Source organism: Enterobacter sp. ODB01, from assembly GCF_001623605.1.
Classification (GTDB): domain Bacteria; phylum Pseudomonadota; class Gammaproteobacteria; order Enterobacterales; family Enterobacteriaceae; genus Enterobacter; species Enterobacter kobei.
On the sequence record NZ_CP015227.1, the window covers coordinates 1,061,247 to 1,079,396 of the forward strand.

An 18,150-nucleotide genomic window follows, 5' to 3' on the forward strand; every position below is an offset into this window, starting at 1 on the left:
CGTTACCCTTTATTCAAATTCATCCCAGCCATCAAGCTGGCGTCGTTCCTGTTGCATCTCTCGCTGGAAGATCTCCTCCAGCTCGCGACGCGCTTCCCGCACGCGGGAGATCTGCGCCGTGTCGGTATGTACCGGCATCAGTTCGCGCAGCATTCGCATATCCAGCCGACGGAAGTGCATCTGGGCACGTTGCGCCTGATGAGGATGCATGCCCAGCGAGATCAACGCCTTGCGGCCTAACTCCAGCGCACTGGAGAACGTCTCACGGGAGAAGTGTTTCACACCCGCCTGCAACAATTCGTGAGCTTCAACACGTCCCCGGGCACGCGCCAGTATATGCAGGTGCGGGAAGTGCTGTTGACACAGCTCCACCAGTTTCATCGTGTCTTCCGGATCGTTGCAGGTGATGACGATGGACTCGGCGGCCTCAGCGCCCGCCGAGCGCAGCAGCTCAAGCTGGGTCGCGTCGCCGTAATAAACCTTGTAGCCATATTTACGCATCAGGTTAACCGCACTGATATCGCGTTCCAGCACCGTAATGCGCATCTTATTCGCCATCAACAGGCGACCAATCACCTGCCCGAAGCGGCCAAAGCCCACCACTATCACCTGGGGTTTATCGTCTTCTACCCATGGCGCTTCATCTTCATCGTCCGTCGGGTTTAAGCGGCGCGACAGCAGTTTATCCACAAGCTTCATCAGCAGCGGCGTGGTCATCATCGACAGCGTCACCGTCACCAGCAGCAGCGCCATCTGATCGTCCTTAAACAGCTTCTGAGAGGACGCGGCGGAAAACAGCACAAACGCGAACTCTCCCCCCTGGCTTAACACGCTGGCAAACTGCATGCGTTCCGAACTGCGCAACCCGTAAATACGCGCCATGACGTACAGCACCAGCATTTTCACCGCCACCAGGATGGCGACGCTGACCACAACCCAGAGCAGATGGGTATAAAGCACGCCGAGATTGAGCGCCATCCCCACCGAAATAAAGAACAACCCTAGCAGCAGCCCTTTGAAGGGATCGATGGCAATTTCCAGTTCGTGACGATACTCGCTCTCAGCCAGCAGCACCCCGGCGATAAAAGTACCCAGCGCCATTGATAGCCCCAGCGCGTCCATAAACAGCGCCGAGCCAAGCACCAGCAACAGCGTCGCAGCGGTAAACACTTCACGCACGCCCGATGCGGCAATAAAGCGGAACACCGGACGCAACAGGAAGCGTCCGCCAATCAGCATGCCCGCAAAAGCCAGCACCTTCATGGAAATCTTTGCCCAGTCGAAGCTATCGTCGCCAGAACCCGCCAGCAGCGGCACCAGCGCCAGCGCCGGGATCACCGCTAAATCCTGAAACAGCAGCACCGAAAAGCCCAGTTGCCCGGCTTCATTGCGGTTCATCCCTTTGTCGCGCATCAGCTGCAACGCCATCGCCGTCGACGACATGGCGAGACCAATCCCGCCTATCACCGCGGCCTGCCAGGAAAAGTGGGTCAGCATTAGCAGGCCAGCCAGAATCGCGGCGCTGAACAACACTTGCGCGGCACCCACGCCAAAGATAGAGCGTCGGAGCTGCCACAATTTAGAGGGGTTCAGTTCCAGACCGATGATGAACATCAGGAACACCACGCCTAGCTCGGAGAAATGGAGAATTTCATCCACATCGCTGATGAATCCCAGTCCCCAGGGACCAATGGCGATCCCCGCGAGCAAATATCCCAGTACCGCACCGATGCCGAGACGGGCGGCAAGCGGAACCGCGACGACGGCCGCAGATAAAAACAGTACCCCGGCGAGGAGCAAATTCGATCCTTCCATTAACGACCTCCTGCCGGAATCGGCGATGCCAGCCACTCGCCATAAGCTCTGGCGTGGCTGGCCAGTTCTTTCGGATCCTGACGCCGTGCCCAGTAGACAATGATCGGGCTCATCCAGTGCATACGGCACATCGCCGCCGTCAGCTCGAATGGCCGCAGGATATCGCTCATCGGATAACGGTTCAGCCCGTCGTGACGGTAAGCACTTTCGGGTTCACCGGTGGTGATCACGCTACGCCAGTACTTTCCCGCCAGCTGGTTTCCCCCCACCCCACTGGAGAAGCCGCGGCTCAGCACGCGGTCCAGCCACTCTTTCAGCAGTGCCGGACAGCTATAGGTATAAAGCGGGTGCTGGAACACAATCACGTCATGCTGACGCAGCAGTTCCTGCTCGTACGGAATATCAATAAAGAAATCAGGATAGTGCGCGTAGAGATCGTGCACCGTAACGTTACTAAGCTGTGTGGCCGGCTTAAGCAGCACCCGGTTCGCCACCGAGTCCTGAGATTCCGGATGGGCATACAGCAGCAGCACTTTCGCTGTCTGAGACATCATTCCCCTCCCGGTCGTGTTTCTGTTTTTGTGTATCGTTGTTGTTTTGGGCTACCATGGCGGCCCGGTGCGGAAAATGGCCCACACCTTACATTATCATAATGACAAATTAACATAGTCGGAACATACGGCGCTTCTATGATTGTTTTCTCCTCGTTACAAATTCGTCGCGGCGTGCGCGTTCTGCTCGATAACGCCACTGCTACCATCAACCCGGGCCAAAAAGTGGGTCTGGTCGGCAAAAACGGCTGTGGCAAATCCACGCTGCTGGCGCTGCTGAAAAACGAGATTAGCGCGGATGGCGGAAGCTTTACTTATCCGGGAAACTGGCAGCTCGCCTGGGTGAACCAGGAGACGCCTGCCCTGAGCGAACCGGCCCTCGACTATGTTATCGACGGCGACCGTGAATACCGCAAACTCGAAGCGGAACTCCACGCCGCCAACGAGCGCAACGACGGTCACGCCATCGCCACCGTTCATGGCAAGCTGGACGCCATCGACGCGTGGACCATTCGCTCCCGCGCCTCCAGCCTGCTGCACGGCCTGGGCTTCAGCAATGAACAGCTGGAACGCCCGGTCAGCGACTTCTCCGGCGGCTGGCGTATGCGCCTCAACCTGGCGCAGGCGCTGATCTGCCGTTCTGATCTTTTGCTACTTGATGAACCGACTAACCACCTCGATCTCGATGCGGTTATTTGGCTGGAGAAGTGGCTTAAGAACTATCAGGGCACTCTGATTCTGATCTCCCACGACCGCGACTTCCTCGATCCGGTGGTGGATAAAATCATTCATATCGAACAGCAAACGATGTTCGAATATACCGGCAACTACAGCTCTTTCGAGCGCCAGCGCGCGACGCGCCTGGCCCAGCAGCAGGCGATGTACGAAAGCCAGCAGCAGCGCGTGGCGCACCTGCAAAGCTTTGTGGATCGCTTTAAGGCCAAAGCCTCTAAAGCCAAGCAGGCCCAGAGCCGCATCAAGATGCTGGAACGCATGGAGATGATTGCCCCGGCGCACGTCGATAACCCGTTCCACTTCAATTTCCGCGAGCCGGAAAGCCTGCCGAATCCACTGCTGAAAATGGAAAAAGTGAGCGCGGGCTATGGCGATCGCATTATTCTCGACTCCATCAAGCTCAACCTGGTGCCGGGTTCACGTATCGGTCTGCTGGGGCGTAACGGCGCCGGTAAATCAACGCTAATCAAACTCCTGGCGGGCGAACTTAACCCGGTCAGCGGCGAAATCGGCCTGGCGAAAGGCATTAAGCTTGGCTATTTCGCTCAGCATCAGCTGGAATTTTTACGCGCGGATGAATCGCCTATCCAGCACCTTGCGCGTCTGGCACCGCAGGAAATGGAGCAGAAGCTGCGCGATTACCTCGGCGGCTTCGGCTTCCAGGGCGATAAAGTCACCGAAAACACAGAGCGTTTCTCCGGCGGTGAAAAAGCCCGCCTGGTACTGGCGCTGATCGTCTGGCAGCGCCCGAACCTGCTGCTGCTCGATGAACCGACCAACCACCTGGATCTCGACATGCGTCAGGCGCTGACCGAAGCGCTGATTGAGTTCGAAGGCGCGCTGGTGGTGGTCTCGCACGATCGTCACCTGATCCGCTCCACCACAGACGATCTCTACCTGGTGCATGATGGCAAAGTTGAACCGTTCGACGGCGATCTGGAAGACTACCAGCAGTGGCTGACGGACGTGCAGAAGCAGGAAAACCAGCCGGACGAGTCGGCGAAAGACAACGCCAACAGCGCGCAGGCGCGTAAAGACCAGAAGCGTCGCGAAGCGGAGCTGCGCACTCAGACTCAGCCGCTGCGTAAAGAGATTGCCCGTCTGGAAAAAGAGATGGAGAAGCTCAACGCCACGCTTGCCACCGTTGAAGAGAAGCTAGGCGACAGCGGCCTGTACGATCAAAGCCGTAAAGCGGAGCTGACGGATTGCCTGCAAACGCAGGCAAAGACCAAATCGAGCCTCGAAGCGTGCGAAATGGCGTGGCTGGACGCGCAGGAACAGCTGGAAGCGATGCTGCAGGCCGACTAACACACCGGGAGGGTTATGCGTTTCGATACCACGAGCGAGATTACATTCCGCAAACTCAGCATCTTCATGACCTTCATGGAGAAAGGGAATATCGCCCGTACCGCCGAAACGCTCGGGCTGAGCGGTGTCAGTGTGCACCGCGCGCTGCACACGCTGGAAGAGAACGTGCGCTGCCCGCTTTTTACCCACAAGGGGCGCAATCTGATTGCGCTGCCTTCCGCCTGGACGCTGCTGGAATATTGCCAGGAAGTCATGCAGGTGATGGAGCGCGGGCTGGAAGAGTCGCGCAAAATCGCCGGTATCGGCCAGGGTCGGTTGCGCGTCGGTACGCTCTACTCGCTCACCCTGGAAACCGTACCGCGCCTGATTATGGGCATGAAATTACGCCGTCCGGATCTGGAGATGGATCTGACGATGGGCTCTAACGACACGTTGCTACACATGCTGGACGAAGGGTCGCTGGACGCCATATTGATCTCCATCTCCGAAAGCGATATCGACCGTAACAGCCTCGAAGTACTGCCCCTGTTTCACGACGACATTTTCCTTGCCGCGCCCGCGTCCGCCACGCTGAACGCCCATGGGCCAGCGGATCTTCGTGATTACAAACACCAGAAATTTGTCGCGCTGGCAGAAGGGTTCGCCACCTACGCCGGGTTCCAGGAAGCGTTCCACATCGCCGGATTCGAGCCGGAAATCGTCACGCGCGTGAATGACATTTTCTCTATGTTGAGCCTGGTGCAGGCGGGCGTCGGTTTTACGCTGATGCCGGGGAGGATGAAGAAAGTGTATGAGAACTCGGTGCAGCTATTGAAGCTGGCGGAACCGTACCAGATGCAGCAGCTGATTGCGATTGTCTTTGCCCGCAACCGCGAGCAGGATCCGAGCCTACGCGCACTGGCCGCCGAAGGGCGGATGTATGCGCGAAGCCTCACGGCAGGTACCTCGGCCCTGTAGGCCTGGTGCATTCCCCCTGTTCCAGGGTTCACTAAAACTGAACGCCACATTTGACTTATCATCCTTTACCTCTGAATATCCACAAAAACAACATGGCTTAAAGCAGGAACAGGATGTTCACACTCTACATGAAATGGGATGCTGGCTGTGATTTAGCACCGGCTGATATTCAGTTCATCCTCACGCCACGCGATGCACTGGAAATGGCGAGCGTATTTTACGAACTGGATTATCTAAAATATGCCCCTCAAAACCGTTTTCAACATTTCACCATCCCCAAACGTCGTGACGGCGTATACCACCGCTTCGCGGCGCAACCATACAACCGCAAGCACCACACGGAATACGACGGTCTTTATGATGAAGTAAAATGGAATCTTGAGCAGGGCTGGATGGTTGGCGTAAACACCGCAGAGAAGTGGGACCGTTTCCGCAACCCCTTCTTCTTCGATGACGACGGTAATCTGGTTTATGACTGTTTCATGGACAGCTATAGCGACAGTTTCCAGCGGGAAGTACGGAATATTTACGAACATTGCCTGAACGCACACCCGGGACGAAAACCTGCTCCGACCATTAAACAGTATAATTCCGATGCTCCCGTACAGCACGCACAAGCCACCAAAACCATCAACAGCAAAGCAGCCGGACGATTACTGGCGGCAGGTGGAATCTACAACGGCAACATTGAAGGCTTTAGGCAAACAGCGGAGCAACTTGGTGGTGATGCGCCAGCCGGATACACTGAAGTCATGGACAATAAGGGGCTAATCATTGCTGGCGCTTCTGTCGCTGCGGGATTTGGTCTTAGTCGATTAGGTACGGCAAGTGAGCTTTCTGAACTGGAGAATCTCCATGTTCTTGGAAAGGTCGAGGGCGAATATTCGATGATCAAGCCTGGACCATTGAGTAATAGATTTGCTGAAACGTTCTCAGGAGGTGTATATAAAGAAATAACGCTTTCTGAAGATACAGTTTTCTATCGAGGCGGCCAGAACGGTACTGATTTAGGACGTTTTTTTAGTTACGAGAAACCTCAAGGTATTATCCAAACTCGAATCGATAAAGCAGTTCTGCCTGAATGGCCTGATGGAAGCAAATCAATAATTGATAGTTACTTTGAAGTAGAAATACCTGCTGGCTCAAAGGTCTATATTGGAAATGTCGGTTACCAAACGGGTTTCTATGCGGGTGGTTCAGAACAGGTTTTAATTCCAGCTCCATGGGATATACCAGGAGTGAAAACACTAGGTTTTGGTAATCTAAAATGAAAGCTAATATTCAGAAATTTTTGGTAAAAATAACCCATCTGCTTTCAGATAGTGGTGAAACGAAATGGGCTGCAACATTTGAGAATTTCAGCAAGGACCTGGAGGTAGATTACGACACAACGTTAATCAAGATTAAACGTACATTCGGTGGCGCTGGGTCATTTAATGACGTAGTTTTACATCAAAACGGTCAAATGTTAACTAGTGAAAACAGAGAGTTGAACATACTGCAGGATCAACTTTATGACGCATTAACAGCAGAAATTGTGCGGACAAGAGGTCATTAAGCGCTTAATGATTGCCCCTGACATCCGTACCCGGCATAACGAAAATGTGCTCAGGAAGCGCTGCTATCATCCTATCTCAACGCTGCTGTGTTCCAGCGTAGTAGAGTTACTCTCCCATTCCAACTGCCGCATTTTTCACTGAAGAGAATGAAGAACTGGAACATTTGCGTCATAGGCTTTACCAGCAACTTGAGCAGGCAATCGATTTAATAAAAAAAGGTGTTTACCCTAACACTCGTCATCAGCGTCGCTGACGCATGCTCAGGGAGATTTCTACCCTGAGCTATAAGTGCCAAACTTACCTTACGTTTTTCGAAAGCGCCGCCGGGCAAAACTCACCGCTGAAGCCGACCCGCCAAATGTACCGCTACCTCAACCCCGCTGCGTTCCAGCGAAATGGATTCCCCTTCCCACGCCGCCTGTCGCGTTAAGCAGGTCAGCACGCCGCCGGGCGGCATCTCGATTGCCAGCCGCGCATCGCGTTCATTCGCGGATATCACCGCCTCCTGCCAGCGCACGGTACGCGCCATGTTCATCGCCAGATCGTCGGTAATCTTTTCCGGCTGCCAGAGCACGCGTCCGGTACTGCCGCTCAGATACGCGCAGCGTGGGCGTGAAAGCGTGACCGATTCAAACGCTGCCGCCAGCTTCTGCGCCGAGTCCGCCAGCAGTGCGCAGTGCGACGGCACGCTGATCGCCAGCCGTTTGGCCTTGCTCGCCCCTTTCGCCAGCGCCCGCTCGGCTACCTGCGCCATCCCTTCATCGGGGCCGGCAATCACGATCTGCGTTTCGGCGTTCAGGTTCGCGATATACGTGCCCGTGCCTTCGATAAGCTGTTCCACCTGCGACAGGGTCAACCCCATAATCGCCGTCAGGCCATAGCCGTGCGGATATGCCTGCTCCATCAGATCGCCGCGCAATGCAACCAGCTTAAGGGCGTCGGTAAATTCCAGTGCGCCAGCTATCACTGCTGCCGGGTACGCGCCAATCGACAAACCGCTCACAATGTCCGGCGTCACGCCGCGACGTTCAAGCTCGCGTGCCCAGGCCACGCCTGAAATCAACAGACAAAGTTGAACCGCGCGGGTGTGGCGTAACGAGGCTGCACTGTCCAGTGTATCGACTTCGCTTCCCAGCACCTTACGCGCCTGAGCCAGCGCCGTTCCCGGCAGGTTATGCAGCATACCTTCATGCTGCGTGCCCTGCCCCGGAAAGGTAAACAGTATTTTCATTACTCCTCCCTGCGCCACGGGTCCGTTACCAGACGCGGTCCGCGGCGGGTTTTCAGCAGCGTTTTGCCGTCGCGAAGCCACTCCGCCAGCGCGAATCCCCCTTCGGGTGTATCGACCTGCGTATCCGCCCGGCACAATGCGCGACTCAGCTGCGACTGCCATGCGGTAAACGCATCAGGGGAAATCGGCTGCGGGGCGCGGATCAACAGGTCGAGATCGCTGTCGGCATGGATAACCGGAATACCGGTCGCCAGCGCATAGCCAGTGCTGCCGGTAATGCCCCACGACCATGGCCACAGCTGCTGAGAAAGTTGTAGCGCCACCTGTACCGGTGGCTGCGTCACAAAGGGCGAGCGCAGCAGATCCGCCGTTACGCTCAGTGATTCGGGTGACACCACACGCGTTACGTGTTCTGGTTTCACCCATCCGGCCGCCCGCTGGTCGCGGCGCAGGCCGCGCACGCCAACGGGAATACGGCCAGCGTTATCAACATCACGCCGCACTACGACCGGCAAACCGGTATGCCAGGCCGCCTCCACCCAGTCGTCGGTGATGCCTTCCAGCGCGTCTCGCGCGGCAAGCCAGATGAGGTCATGGGGGCGTAATGTTGTGGTCATGATTACATTCCTGAGGTCAGCGAGATAAACAGCGGCAGCGACAGGATACACAGTACGGAGCTTAACAGCAGCACGGCTTCCGCATCCGGAGACTGCACGCCAAAGCGGTTACCGAACACCACACCGAAGAAGCCCGCAGAAAGCGCAATCATCAGGATAGCGGTGATCGCCACGGAACCGTGCAGACCAAAGAGTAAAACGATACCCCAGGCAATCGCAGGCTGAATCAGCAGCTTGGCGATAGTTGACGTGATCACCATGGTGTTGATCTGCAGCTTACGGGCAGAGAGGATCACCCCGGTCAGGAACAGCGCTGCAGCGGTCGCGGACAGCCCCAGCGGTTTAATCGCCGCCAGCACCAGTTCCGGCATTTTGATACCGATGGCGGACAAAATGACACCCAGCAGCGGGCCCATCACGATCGGTTTTTTAATCGAACGCCACATCAGCACCGGCAGCATGGAGAGCGTCGAGCCAGAGTTATTCCCTTCGGCGCGCGCTTTTTCACGTTCCAGAATGAGCAGGCAGAACGGAGTCATCAGCACCGAACCGCAGGCGATGGAGACCGCAACAGACAGTGATGTCGATGAACCTTCACCCAGCACGCTGCCCAGAATAGGCAGGCCGAGCGCAGCATAGTTTGGCAGGGCGACGGTCAGCGTCAGCACGGCGGCATCCTGCGGCGATTTTTTAAAGACGCCGGTGGCGAGGAAGTAGATGGCCGCATAGGTTATCCACATCGCCAGGGTCAGCACCAGAATCAGCGGCGACTGGGCCACAATGCCGGTCCACGGCGTTTGCACGGTGGCGCTGAACAGCGCGGCAGGCAGTGCAAAATCCATCACGAAAATATTAAGCAGGGAAACGTTTTTGTTATCGACCATCTTTGCCTTACCGGCCCAGAATCCCAGCAGCATGATGACGAAAATCGGTGCAAGAGCATGAACAATTACGTAAGTCATAATTCACCTGTAGTAAAAAAGTTTAAGCACTGGCGCGATGATTATTATTTTCAGGATGCAGGTTCCCGCGCGGACGTAACGGTTACGTCCGCGGGGTCGTGCATCTGGCAGGTCTCTTTTTACTTACCAGCTTGCCCGCATGCGTTCGCGTACGAGGGCAGAGCTGCGGCGGTTGTCAGCACCCAGACGATTGTTCAACGTGGTGTCCTGACGAGCGTCACTGATGGCCTGTTGCAGGATGGTTTTCACCTGCGCCAGATCGTTATCGGAGGGGGCATCCGGGTTGCTGATGTCCAGCAGGTTTGAAAGCAGCCCCAGGGTGGAGTAGTTGCTGATGTCATAGGCCATCGGCGGAATGGTGGCCGCCAGTTTTTCCAGCGCGTCGACGGTTCGCAACGTAATGCGCGCCGCAGACTCTTTACCCATCGCGTGGATCAGCACCCCTTTATCGTTGAAAGCAATCAGGCGGTTAGCCTGGTAGCCATGCGCCAGAAATGCGCCGGACATCGCTTTACCGACGATAAGCCCAATCACCGGATGACCGGCCAGGCGCGCGTTGGCATACGCGGCGGCAGCCCCCGCCAGCGCCTGGTGGATACCAAACGCCTCTTCGCGACGGCCATAGGCCTGGCTTGGGACGTCAATCACCGCCACAATCGGACGCTTCACGGACTTACTGGCATCCTCGGCCACGGTTTCGCTCACCACTTTCGCCAGCGTCCAGCCCTCCAGCAGACCGACTTCCCCTTTCGCCGCGCGCGGGAAATGGTTGTGGGCATCCGGCACCACGGCAACAAAACGCACCGCTTCACCGTTCAGTTCGCCGTCTGCCGCCTGCACGGACGGGCAAAGCCCTTCCACACGTTTTACATTCGGCGCGAGCAGAGTCATCCAGAGTTCGCCACGGCTTATTGCGTTAGTCATCATTTCACCTCCCGGGCAAAAAGCGCGTTAATTTGTTCGGCATCGGCCTGTTTGCGGGTGTCGAAATTCGTCAGACGGTTCAGGTAATCGTCGTAGTTATCGGTGCGGTGTTTCGCGGGTACGCCCCTGGCAATCGCGTCGTTCATCGCCGCTTTCACCGCGTTGATACCGTCACCGACCAGCGCGTCAACCAGCCCGCTTTGGTAGCGCACTTCGCCACCGGTCATGCTCCAGATAAACGGACGGTCACGGGAGTCGTACTCTTCAATCCCCGCTTCCTGCTCGATGACCTGCGGACCGTTCAGTCCGAGACGCGCTTCGCGGGTCACAATCAGGTAGCTGCACAGCGCCGCCGCGATGGACATCCCACCGAAGCAGCCCACGGTCCCTGCGACAATCCCGATAACGGGCGTGTAACGACGCAGGTCAACAATCGCCGCGTGGATATCGGCAATGGCGGCCAGACCCAGGTTCGCCTCCTGCAGACGAACGCCGCCGGTTTCGAGGCACAGCACAGCCTGAGTCGGAATGCCGTTGCGGTTATCTTCTGCCGCCAGCTCCAGCGCCGCCGCCATTTTGGCACCGGACACTTCACCCATGCTGCCGCCCTGGAACGCACCTTCAATGGCGACCACAACGGCTGGCTGACCGTTGATCGTGCCTTTCGCCACCACCATGCCGTCGTCCGCCTGCGGAACAATGCCCTGTGGCCCAAGCCACGGAGAGATAATGCCTTCAAACGGATCCAGCAGTTCGCGATAGCTACCCTCATCGAGCAGGGCCTGCGCACGCTGGCGTGCTTTCAATTCGATAAAGCTGCTGTCATCACGCATGGCTCACCCCCTCAAAAACCTGTTCGATACGAATGCGAGCCACGCCCGGCGTCGCGCCGAAATCATGAATGGTCAGTTTTCCTGCTGGCAGGCTACTGACCGTTTGCAGGCGGTTGAACAGTGCCTCCCAGCGACCCCGGCTGTTGTCGACGGAGGTGGTGATATCAATGGTTAACGTCTGGCCCGGTTCGGCGGTGAAGAGCACCTCCATATCCCCGGAACCGACTACCCCTGCCAGGGCCCTGCCGCTTAACGCGCGGCTGGCTGGCACGGTCAATGTGATTTTTTCCATAACATCCTCTTAATGCTTTGAATAAGGCGTTTCGACGCGATCGAGAAACAGCGTGGCAGCAAGCAGGTCAGCAGCGCCGCCTGGGGAGGCGTTTAGCACCAGCATCTGACGGTCTAAGTTAGCCAGCGCCTGCTGGCCTGCAGCCGTTGCACAACCTCCGGCGTTCAGTACCGCACGGGCACCGTCCTGCATGGCGTCCAGCCCCTCCAGCCCGGCGCGCGACAGTACGCAGGTGTCGGTAAGCGACGTCATGATCGCCATCAGCGCGTCAAGCCTGGCGTGCGTTTCACTGCTGCCGTTGAGACGGCTCAGGCGAAGCTGCGGCAACGCGCGCTGCATAATGTGCGGGAACGCCTGCTGAGCCTCTTCGCGTGCACCCGGTACGCGGTAGCGGTGCGTGGCGCGAAGGCCTTTGCTGAACACTTTCGGCGCCGCCTCGTCAGGGAGTTTCGCCAGCTGCGCGGCAGTGCGGGCGACGTCGTGCGCCCTGGCTTCCCCGCCCAGCATCGCCACCGCGCTGACCAGCAACCCCAGCGCCCAAATCGCGCCGCGATGGGTGTTTACGCCACACGTTGCAGCCATCATCTGCTGCTCGCCTTCGCGACCAAGACGGCCAACGGTTTGCCGAAGCGCAATATCTGCCGGACGCAGCCAGCTTTGCTGCGCCAGCGCCTGAAACGTCGGGGTCAGGCTGCGCGCGGAGCGCTCCATCAGCGCAAGGGATAAATCGTGGTGCGCACCGTTCCCCCGACTGTCCACCAGACCGGGTTTCGGGCTTAATCGTGCTTCGTCAATCAGACACTGCGTGGCGGTTCGCGCCAGCCATTCGGCACCGCCTTCAACCTGAATCTGGGGCAGAAGTTTCATTACCAGCTCCGGAATTTCGCAGGTGGGTTGTACAGACCGCCGGACCATTCAACGAGGTCTGACACGCTGCCCGCCGCCAGCAGAGAGCGGGTGGCGTCGGTGCGGCGAATACCCATATCTTCCGGATAAACAACCTTGCCGCTCTGGCGCAGTTCCGCCACGCGTTTAGCATCCACGCCCAGGCCGATATCGGTAATCCCCGCCACAGCGGCGACCATGGCACGACGCTCCTCAAGATCTTTGGCGCGATAGAGGTAAGCAATCCCCTCTTCCGTCAGCACGTGCGTCACGTCGTCGCCGTATATCATGACCGGCGCCAGAGGCATCCCGGACGCTTTTGCCACGTCAACAGCATCAAGCTTTTCCACAAAGGTCGGCTTTACGCCCGCCTGGAAGGTTTCCACCATCTGCACGACCAGTTTTTTACCGCGCTGCATCGGGTCAGGTTCGGTGATCATGTTCAGCCAGGCCGGTGTAGCGTGGCGACGACCATGTGGGTCGTGCCCCATGTTTGGCGCACCGCCGAAGCCGGAAAGACGACCGCGTGTCACCGTTGAGGAGTTGGCGTAACCATCAACCTGCAGAGTTGAGCCGATAAACATATCGACCGCATACTGACCGGCCAGCTGACAGAACGCACGGTTGGAACGCATGGAGCCGTCGGCACCGGTAAAGAAGATGTCCGGACGGGCGCGGATGTACTCTTCCATCCCCAGCTCGCCGCCGAAGCAGTGCACGCTTTCCACCCAGCCGCTTTCAATTGCCGGGATCAGCGTTGGGTGCGGGTTCAGGGTCCAGTGCTTACAGATTTTGCCCTTCAGGCCGAGCTGTTCGCCGTAGGTCGGCAGCAGCAGTTCAATCGCTGCGGTGTTAAAACCGATCCCGTGGTTGAGGGACTGCACCTGATGTTCCGCGTAGATGCCCTTAATCGCCATCATCGCCATCAGGATGTGTTCCTGTTTGATCAGTCGCGGATCACGGGTAAACAGCGGTTCGATAAAGAATGGCTTGTCGGCAACGACAACATAGTCAATCCAGGAGCCCGGAATATCGACGCGCGGCAGGTCGCATTCGTCGTCCACCAGTTCATTCACCTGCGCAATCACAATCCCGTCGTGGAAGGCCGCGGCTTCCACCAGTGCCGGAGTATCTTCGGTGCTCGCCCCGGTGTAGAGGTTGCCTTTGCGGTCTGCTTTAAACCCCGCAATCAGCGCCACGTTGGGCGAGAGGTCGACGTAGAGGCGTGAATAGAGCTCGATATAGGTATGGATAGCGCCGATTTCGAGCTGACCATCTTCCAGCAGCTGGGAGATTCGCAGGCTCTGCGTCCCGGAGAAGGAGAAGTCCAGCTTGCGGGCGATGCCTTTCTCAAAGATATCCAGATGCTCGCTACGGCCGACGCTCGGCATGATCATATGCAGATCGTGGACAATTTGCGGGTTCACTTCAGCCAGCGAGCGTGAAAGGAAATCGGCCTGCTTCTGGTTGTTACCTTCCAGAACGACCTTATCGCCAGGGGCGATCAGTTTTTCCAGCATGGCGACAAGATCGCCGGTTGGCAGTACCTTGCCCTGCACCGGTACGGACGCCAGACGACGCGCTTTTTCGCTGCGTCGCGTGTTCCATTGCCGGGTGGGTGTTTGCCCAGATAACATTATTAACCTCCTGATTCAGCTAATCATTTTGATTTGCTTAACGTTGAGTAAAGTGTGCGCTCTGGTGGGAAAGGCATCAATTAAGCGTAGAGCGGAATCATTAGCCTGAGAGTAATAATCACGGTAAAGATTTGTGATCGGGATCAGTTCATGTTTCGGAAAACCAGGCTAAACGGGGTACAATTCGGAAAGTATCGTTAATTTCCGACAAGAATCAGCATCGCGCTTATGACCCAAATCATTCCAACAGACTTCGACATTGCAGCCGAAGACAGCACCGAGTTCGTGCCCATGCGCGGTGTGTCCAACTGCCATTTGCAGACCATGCTGCCACGGCTGATCCGCCGTAAGGTTCAGTTCACGCCGCACTGGCAGCGGCTTGACCTGCCAGACGGTGATTTTCTGGATCTCGCCTGGAGCGAAGACCCCGAGCAGGCACGTCATAAGCCGCGTCTGGTGGTTTTTCATGGTCTGGAAGGGAGTCTGCACAGCCCTTATGCGCATGGATTGATTGAGGCAGCAAAAGCGCGCGGCTGGCTCGGGGTGGTGATGCATTTTCGTGGCTGCAGCGGCGAGCCAAATCGACAGAAACGCATCTATCACTCGGGTGAAACCGAAGACGGAACCTGGTTTTTACACTGGCTGCGGGAAAACTATGGCACCGTGCCAACGGCGGCCGTGGGGTATTCGCTGGGCGGAAATATGCTCGCCTGCCTGCTGGCCAAAGAGGGCGACAGCGTACCGCTCAATGCCGCAGTGATTGTCTCCGCGCCGTTTATGCTGGAGCAGTGCAGCTACCATATGGATAAAGGGTTTTCCCGCGTCTATCAGCGCTATCTGCTCAACCTGCTGAAAGCCAACGCCGCACGTAAGCTGAAGGCTTACCCGGATACCCTGCCGGTCAGCCTGCGCCAGTTGAAAAAGGTGCGCCGCATTCGTGAATTCGACGATCTGATCACCGCAAAAATTCACGGCTTCGCCGATGCGATCGACTATTACCGTCAGTGCAGCGCCATGCCGTTGCTCAGCAAAATCACCCAGCCGACGCTGATTATTCACGCCAAAGATGATCCGTTTATGGATCATCACTCTATTCCCGCGCAGGAATTCCTTCCCGACAATGTTCACTATCAGTTGACTGAACATGGCGGCCACGTTGGGTTTATTGGCGGGACGCTGCGCCGCCCGAAAATGTGGCTGGAGGCGCGTATTCCTGACTGGCTTACTCCTTATCTGGACGGTGCAAAATGATCATCCCCTGGCAGGATCTGTCTCCCGAAACGCTCGATAATTTGATTGAAAGCTTTGTATTACGTGAAGGCACCGATTATGGTGAACATGAACGCTCACTCGAGCAGAAGGTCAACGATGTAAAACGCCAGCTGAAAAGCGGCGACGTGGTGCTGGTGTGGTCAGAACTGCATGAGACGGTCAATATCATGCCCCGCAACGCGTTTCACGGCTGACCTTCCAACCTTTTCAGTCAGGGAGTTGCTATGTCTGCCAGACATCCCATTATTGCCGTTACAGGGTCGAGTGGTGCGGGAACGACCACCACCAGCCTCGCGTTTCGTAAGATTTTCGCCCAACTGAATCTCCGGGCGGCGGAGGTCGAAGGCGACAGTTTTCACCGCTATACGCGACCTGAAATGGACATGGCGATCCGTAAGGCGCGCGATCTGGGTAAACACATCAGCTATTTCGGTCCCGAAGCCAATGACTTTGGCCTTCTTGAGCAAACCTTCCTGGAGTACGGTCAGAGCGGCAAAGGGCAATCGCGTAAGTATCTGCATACCTATGATGAAGCTGTGCCGTGGAATCAGGTGCCGGGCACCTTTACCCCCTGGCAGCCGCTGCCGGAACCCACCGATGTGCTGTTTTATGAGGGATTACACGGCGGCGTAGTCACCCCACAGCATGACGTGGCGCGTCATGTGGATCTGCTGGTTGGCGTGGTGCCTATCGTGAACCTGGAGTGGATCCAGAAGCTGACGCGCGACATGAGCGAGCGCGGCCATTCGCGCGAAGCGGTGATGGATTCGGTGGTGCGCTCCATGGAAGACTACATCAACTACCTCACGCCACAGTTCTCCCGCACGCACATTAACTTCCAGCGCGTGCCGACGGTGGACACCTCTAACCCGTTCGCGGCGAAAACCATCCCGTCGCTGGACGAGAGCTTTGTGGTGATCCACTTCCGCAATCTCGAAGGCATTGATTACCCCTGGCTGCTGGCGATGCTGCAGGGCTCGTTTATTTCGCACATGAATACGTTAGTGGTACCAGGCGGAAAAATGGGGCTGGCGATGGAGCTCATCATGACGCCGCTGGTGGAGCGGTTGATGGAAGGGAAGCAGATTGCGTGAGTTGTTCTGCCCGGTGGCGCTGCGCTTACCGGGCCTACGTTCATGCTTTTGTAGGGCGGGTCAGCGAAGCGCCACCCGCCAAAAGATTAAGCCTCGATCACTTCATACGAATGCGTGATTTTTACCGCTTTCTCCAGCATTAACGCCACAGAGCAGTATTTTTCCGCAGACAGATCCACCGCACGCGAAACCGCCGCGTCTTTAAGCGCTTTACCGGTGACCACAAAGTGCAGATTAATGTGGGTGAACAGGCGTGGCGCCTCTTCGCGACGTTCTGAGGTGAGTTTAACCTCGCAATCCGTCACGTCATGACGACCTTTTTGCAGAATCGACACCACGTCAATCGCGCTGCATCCACCCGCCGCCATCAGCACCATTTCCATTGGGCTGGGGGCTTTATCGCCGGAGTTACCGTCCATCAAAATCTGGTGCCCTGACGCGGATTCGCCCAGGAACGTTAAACCTTCAACCCATTTCACGCGCGCTTGCATATTCTTTAACTCCAACGTTGCATTTTCGGTGACAGATTACGCGTGCGTTACATTTCTCGCAACGGAAGGCGACCTGCATCATGCTGAAGCGAGACACCAGGAGACACGCGGCGAAAGCTATGCTAAAACACTCAGGATGCTACAGTAATACATTGACGTTACACATGTATGCAGAGGACATCAAACTTTACTGGCTGCGAAACGTTACGACAGCCGACTTCCCAGGGTATGGGTAAGAATTCGATTGCAACCCCAGAGTCCGGATGCATCTGATGACTCTGGTGACAGCTTATAACAGAGGATAACAGCGCATGGTGCTTGGCAAACCGCAAACAGACCCGACTCTCGAATGGTTCTTGTCTCATTGCCACATTCATAAGTACCCATCGAAGAGCACGCTGATTCACCAGGGTGAAAAAGCGGAAACGTTGTATTACATCGTCAAAGGCTCGGTGGCAGTGCTGATCAAAGATGAGGAAGGGAAAGAGATGATCCTTTCTTATCTGAACCAGGGCGATTTTATCGGTGAACTGGGCCTGTTTGAAGAAGGCCAGGAACGTAGCGCCTGGGTTCGTGCAAAGACAGCATGTGAAGTGGCTGAAATTTCTTACAAGAAATTCCGTCAGTTGATTCAGGTAAACCCTGACATCCTGATGCGTCTTTCTTCCCAGATGGCGCGTCGTCTGCAGGTCACATCCGAGAAAGTGGGTAACCTCGCCTTCCTGGACGTCACCGGTCGTATCGCGCAGACCCTGCTGAACCTGGCGAAACAGCCAGACGCCATGACCCACCCGGACGGCATGCAAATTAAAATTACCCGTCAGGAAATTGGTCAGATCGTCGGTTGCTCCCGCGAAACGGTGGGTCGTATCCTGAAAATGCTGGAAGATCAGAACCTGATCTCTGCCCACGGTAAAACCATCGTGGTCTACGGAACGCGTTAATTCCGCTCAAACGGCGTGCCATCGCAAGGTGTCACGCCGTTTT

Annotated in this window: 19 protein-coding genes; 8 read left to right on the forward strand and 11 right to left on the reverse strand. The window is 56.6% G+C overall.

Going from position 1 to position 18,150, the window contains the following annotated elements; all coding sequences use genetic code 11:
* Nucleotides 1-9 precede the first annotated feature (9 nt).
* Together kefB and kefG are read right to left on the reverse strand one after the other, a co-directional pair.
* Nucleotides 10-1,815, reverse strand: a complete 1,806-nt coding sequence (kefB, locus tag A4308_RS05180; protein ID WP_045281920.1) for a glutathione-regulated potassium-efflux system protein KefB — start codon at nt 1,813-1,815, stop codon at nt 10-12.
* Entirely contained in the window at nt 1,815-2,366 is a 552-nt protein-coding gene (gene kefG, locus A4308_RS05185) for a glutathione-regulated potassium-efflux system ancillary protein KefG (protein ID WP_014885493.1), read from the reverse strand. Before kefG ends, kefB begins: the two co-directional genes overlap by 1 nt.
* 138 nt (nt 2,367-2,504) lie before the next feature.
* Here kefG and A4308_RS05190 point away from each other — a divergent pair, with 138 nt between their 5' ends.
* From A4308_RS05190 to A4308_RS05205, 4 genes are all read left to right on the forward strand, one after another.
* Entirely contained in the window at nt 2,505-4,409 is a 1,905-nt protein-coding gene (locus tag A4308_RS05190; RefSeq protein WP_045134897.1) for an ABC transporter ATP-binding protein, read from the forward strand.
* Nucleotides 4,410-4,424: 15 nt separating this feature from the next.
* A complete protein-coding gene (locus A4308_RS05195; RefSeq protein ID WP_045134898.1) occupies nt 4,425-5,366 on the forward strand; it encodes a LysR family transcriptional regulator in 942 nt (313 codons plus the stop codon).
* A gap of 113 nt (nt 5,367-5,479) precedes the next feature.
* Entirely contained in the window at nt 5,480-6,637 is a 1,158-nt protein-coding gene (locus A4308_RS05200; protein ID WP_045134899.1) for a hypothetical protein, read from the forward strand.
* Nucleotides 6,634-6,924: a DUF6966 domain-containing protein gene (locus A4308_RS05205; RefSeq protein WP_014885498.1), complete on the forward strand. Its 291-nt coding sequence runs from the start codon at nt 6,634-6,636 to the stop codon at nt 6,922-6,924. Before A4308_RS05200 ends, A4308_RS05205 begins: the two co-directional genes overlap by 4 nt.
* A 335-nt stretch (nt 6,925-7,259) precedes the next feature.
* Here the strand turns inward: A4308_RS05205 and mdcH are convergent, their stop codons facing one another.
* The 8 genes from mdcH to mdcA all read right to left on the reverse strand — a co-directional run bounded on the left by mdcH (nt 7,260) and on the right by mdcA (nt 14,306).
* Nucleotides 7,260-8,156, reverse strand: a complete 897-nt coding sequence (mdcH, locus tag A4308_RS05210) for a malonate decarboxylase subunit epsilon (RefSeq protein ID WP_045281919.1) — start codon at nt 8,154-8,156, stop codon at nt 7,260-7,262.
* Nucleotides 8,156-8,773, reverse strand: coding sequence for a malonate decarboxylase holo-ACP synthase (locus A4308_RS05215; RefSeq protein ID WP_045281918.1), 618 nt, complete (start codon nt 8,771-8,773; stop codon nt 8,156-8,158). Before A4308_RS05215 ends, mdcH begins: the two co-directional genes overlap by 1 nt.
* Nucleotides 8,774-8,775: 2 nt before the next feature.
* A complete protein-coding gene (locus A4308_RS05220) occupies nt 8,776-9,735 on the reverse strand; it encodes an AEC family transporter (RefSeq protein ID WP_045134902.1) in 960 nt (319 codons plus the stop codon).
* A gap of 123 nt (nt 9,736-9,858) precedes the next feature.
* Complete coding sequence (mdcE, locus tag A4308_RS05225) at nt 9,859-10,659, reverse strand: biotin-independent malonate decarboxylase subunit gamma (RefSeq protein WP_045134903.1); 801 nt, start codon at nt 10,657-10,659, stop codon at nt 9,859-9,861.
* On the reverse strand, nt 10,659-11,492 hold the full coding sequence (locus A4308_RS05230; RefSeq protein WP_014885503.1) for a biotin-independent malonate decarboxylase subunit beta: 834 nt from the start codon (nt 11,490-11,492) through the stop codon (nt 10,659-10,661). The genes mdcE and A4308_RS05230 overlap by 1 nt, the downstream gene beginning before the upstream one ends.
* Nucleotides 11,485-11,784 (reverse strand): malonate decarboxylase acyl carrier protein, encoded by a 300-nt coding sequence (gene mdcC, locus A4308_RS05235; protein WP_014885504.1) that lies wholly within the window; start codon nt 11,782-11,784, stop codon nt 11,485-11,487. The genes A4308_RS05230 and mdcC overlap by 8 nt, the downstream gene beginning before the upstream one ends.
* 9 nt (nt 11,785-11,793) lie before the next feature.
* A complete protein-coding gene (locus tag A4308_RS05240) occupies nt 11,794-12,651 on the reverse strand; it encodes a triphosphoribosyl-dephospho-CoA synthase (protein ID WP_045281917.1) in 858 nt (285 codons plus the stop codon).
* Nucleotides 12,651-14,306 (reverse strand): malonate decarboxylase subunit alpha, encoded by a 1,656-nt coding sequence (gene mdcA / locus A4308_RS05245; RefSeq protein WP_014885506.1) that lies wholly within the window; start codon nt 14,304-14,306, stop codon nt 12,651-12,653. Before mdcA ends, A4308_RS05240 begins: the two co-directional genes overlap by 1 nt.
* 228 nt (nt 14,307-14,534) lie before the next feature.
* On the opposite strand from mdcA, the gene A4308_RS05255 reads away from it, so the two are divergent.
* The 3 genes from A4308_RS05255 to A4308_RS05265 are packed head-to-tail and all read left to right on the forward strand — an operon-like array spanning nt 14,535 to nt 16,672.
* Entirely contained in the window at nt 14,535-15,557 is a 1,023-nt protein-coding gene (locus A4308_RS05255) for a hydrolase (protein WP_023331471.1), read from the forward strand.
* Nucleotides 15,554-15,772 carry a YheU family protein gene (locus A4308_RS05260; protein ID WP_003861664.1) on the forward strand — a complete coding sequence of 73 codons (219 nt, stop codon included), beginning with the start codon at nt 15,554-15,556 and terminating at the stop codon, nt 15,770-15,772. Before A4308_RS05255 ends, A4308_RS05260 begins: the two co-directional genes overlap by 4 nt.
* Before the next feature lie 30 nt (nt 15,773-15,802).
* On the forward strand, nt 15,803-16,672 hold the full coding sequence (locus tag A4308_RS05265) for a phosphoribulokinase (protein WP_014885508.1): 870 nt from the start codon (nt 15,803-15,805) through the stop codon (nt 16,670-16,672).
* A gap of 86 nt (nt 16,673-16,758) precedes the next feature.
* Here A4308_RS05265 and A4308_RS05270 read toward each other — a convergent pair whose 3' ends face one another.
* Nucleotides 16,759-17,163 carry an OsmC family protein gene (locus A4308_RS05270; RefSeq protein WP_014885509.1) on the reverse strand — a complete coding sequence of 135 codons (405 nt, stop codon included), beginning with the start codon at nt 17,161-17,163 and terminating at the stop codon, nt 16,759-16,761.
* Nucleotides 17,164-17,474: 311 nt separating this feature from the next.
* Between A4308_RS05270 and crp the strand changes: the two genes are divergently transcribed.
* Entirely contained in the window at nt 17,475-18,107 is a 633-nt protein-coding gene (gene crp / locus A4308_RS05275) for a cAMP-activated global transcriptional regulator CRP (RefSeq protein WP_000242758.1), read from the forward strand.
* The last annotated feature ends 43 nt before the right edge of the window (nt 18,108-18,150 follow it).